This window comes from Pseudescherichia vulneris (genome assembly GCF_902164725.1).
Taxonomy (GTDB): Bacteria; Pseudomonadota; Gammaproteobacteria; order Enterobacterales; family Enterobacteriaceae; genus Pseudescherichia; species Pseudescherichia vulneris.
Genome location: NZ_LR607338.1, coordinates 370440 through 372962, shown reverse-complemented (window position 1 = coordinate 372962; position 2523 = coordinate 370440). Strand labels below are relative to the sequence as shown.

Annotated in this window: 2 protein-coding genes; both read right to left on the bottom strand. The window is 57.9% G+C overall.

Annotated elements, in window-relative coordinates:
- Window positions 1–82: 82 nt before the first annotated feature.
- Window positions 83–1534, bottom strand: a complete 1452-nt coding sequence (locus FN633_RS01395) for a GGDEF domain-containing protein (RefSeq protein ID WP_154056487.1) — start codon at window positions 1532–1534, stop codon at window positions 83–85.
- Window positions 1535–1577: 43 nt separating this feature from the next.
- Window positions 1578–2492, bottom strand: coding sequence for a glutaminase B (gene glsB, locus FN633_RS01390; RefSeq protein WP_425049182.1), 915 nt, complete (start codon window positions 2490–2492; stop codon window positions 1578–1580).
- Window positions 2493–2523: the final 31 nt, after the last annotated feature.

Genomic DNA, 2523 nt, shown 5'->3' with positions numbered 1-2523 from the left:
ATTAATGTTAAAAATAGGTAGCAAGCAATTTTATACGTTATTTCAATGAATTCGCTGAAAATGTGACGCCAAAGTGACGGCGTCACACACTCTGTTGTTCCGCCTCGTTGGGGAGTGTTTCTATAGGGCCCTGACCTTCCCGAGCGCTGGTGCGATTACGCCCTGCTTTTTTCGACTGGTAGAGATACTCATCCGCTTCAGCCAGCAGCTTATTGAACCGCTCCGTCAGCTCCCATGACTGGGTGGTGCCGCTGCTCAGGCCAATACTGACCGTCAGGAATAGCGTCTGCTGCTGCCAGCGGAACGGGTGGGCTTCCACGGCGCGCCGAATACGCTCTGCCAGCATAAATCCCTGCTGGGGATCCTGCGTCGTGGCAACGACGGCAAACTCCTCCCCCCCCATCCGCGCCACGATACCGCTTTCGCCGACCGTCTGCTGTATCTTCTGCGCAAACGCGGTCAGCACCCTGTCGCCGCACTCATGACCATAGCTGTCATTAATGTTTTTGAAATAGTCGATATCCAGCAGCATAACCGTTAAATGTCGCGCCTCGGTCTTTCTTTCGCGGCCCAGGGCTTCATAGAGACCGGAGCGGGAGTAGACCCGGGTCAGAAAATCAAAGTCAGCGCGCAGCGACACCTGCTTCATCAGCGTATTGATGGCGTTAACGCTGACGCAGACAATGATCGGACAGATGGCCATGGTGGCGATCCCCAGCCTGGCCGAGAACATACGCGGCATCTCCAGCGGGCTGGCGACGAAGATGTTAATCGTGCCGTTGGCGACCAGAATAATTTCCAGCGCGCCGGTTAAAAAGGTCAGCAGCGCGGTGGTCAGCAGCGAATAGCGAACCGCGCACCAGATCAGTGCCGGGAGCGGGAAAAGAAGGCTGCCCGCCCCGCCGATCCCCGCCGAGGCAATGAGCGACGTTACCAGGGCGGCGATCGGCAGCAGGTGCTCAACGCGAAACGGCATGGCCCAGCGGGGCCACGTCAGGGTGAGTACACAGGGCAGGATCAGCACGCCGGTAGAAAACTGCTCGCTAAACCAGTCGGCATAGAGCGGCCAAAAAGTGAGATCGTCCATCCCTACCGATGCAAACGCCCCCACCAGCGCGCAGCCCAGCGCCCCCAGCAGACAGTAGTTAAAGAGCCGCAGGGCGTTAATCGGCAGAGCGCGCCTCTCTGGCCGTCGTTTATCCCGCACAATCAGCAGCGCCACGGTGAGAATAAACACCATGTTCGACAGGTTGATCAGCAGCGAGGTAGCGCCCCACGTGGTGGTCATGGCATCGTAAACCAGCATCGCCACGTAGCAGATGGCGTAGTTGTGCAGTCGGTTAAGCCAGGTGTAGCGCGCAAAGACACCGGCCATTACCGCGTTCAACGGCCAGAACAGGGAGAGCTCCTCCACCAGTCTGAGCATCGCGCCAATAGAGTAGAACAACGTGGTCAGCAGAAAGATCATGACCGCGTTACGCCAGGGCCTCTCTTTATGGAACGGATGAAACGCGATGTTCAGTGATGCAAGCATAGAATTCTGTCCCTGTAGATAAGGGTAACGATGCGGCAGGCCATCAGTAAACCGAACGCCCCAGCTGACGGCTGAGTGCCTCAAGCATAGCAATACCCGCCAGCGAGTTGCCTGCCTCATCAAGCTCCGGGCTCCAGACGCAGATTGCCATCTCATGGGGCACGATCGCCACAATCCCCCCACCGACCCCGGACTTCGCCGGCAGGCCCACGCGCCAGGCAAACTCCCCCGCGCTCTGATACATGCCGCTGGTTGCCATCAGAGCATTAACCTGCCGCGACTGCAACGGGGAGATGACCGACCGGGTGAGATGCGGCGCTCGCCCCTCGTCCGCCAGAAACAGGAACGTCTTAGCCAGCTCGACGCAGCTCATCTTCAGGGCGCAGTAGTGGAAATAGTTTTGCAGCACCGTTGCTACGTCATTATGGAAGTTACCAAAGGATTTCATCAGCCAGGCGATGGCTGCGTTACGCGCCGAGTGATCGAACTCAGACCGCGCTACATGGCTGTCGTAGGTGATATCGCTGACGTCACTCAGCTGGCGAACCACCTCCAGCATCCGCTGGCGCGCGGCGCTGAGACGGCTTTGCAGCATATCGCACACCACCAGCGCACCGGCGTTGATAAAGGGGTTTCGCGGTTTGCCCTGCTCAATTTCGAGCTGTAACAGCGAATTAAAGGGATGACCAGAGGGATCTTTGCCCACGCGCTGCCAAATCTCCTCCTCCTGATAGTGATCCATCGCCACCACCAGGCTCAATACCTTCGAGATAGACTGAATAGAGAAGCGCTCGTCGGCGTCGCCGGCCTGAAAGTGGCGGCCATTGATAGTGCTGACCGCTATCGCCAGCTTGTTGGCCTCGACCGATGCCAGGGCAGGAATGTAATCGGCTACCTTCCCCTGGCCGATAAGAGGCCGGACCTGAGTCAAAATAGACTCCAGCATGTCATTATTCATGACCGTCGCCACACTACACTCCTCACCGGCT

Excerpts from the sequence above, each read along its gene's own strand:
- FN633_RS01395 (WP_154056487.1), bottom strand. The coding sequence starts at position 1,534 with ATGCTTGCATCACTGAACATCGCGTTTCATCCGTTCCATAAAGAGAGG.
- glsB (WP_425049182.1), bottom strand. The coding sequence starts at position 2,492 with ATGAATAATGACATGCTGGAGTCTATTTTGACTCAGGTCCGGCCTCTT.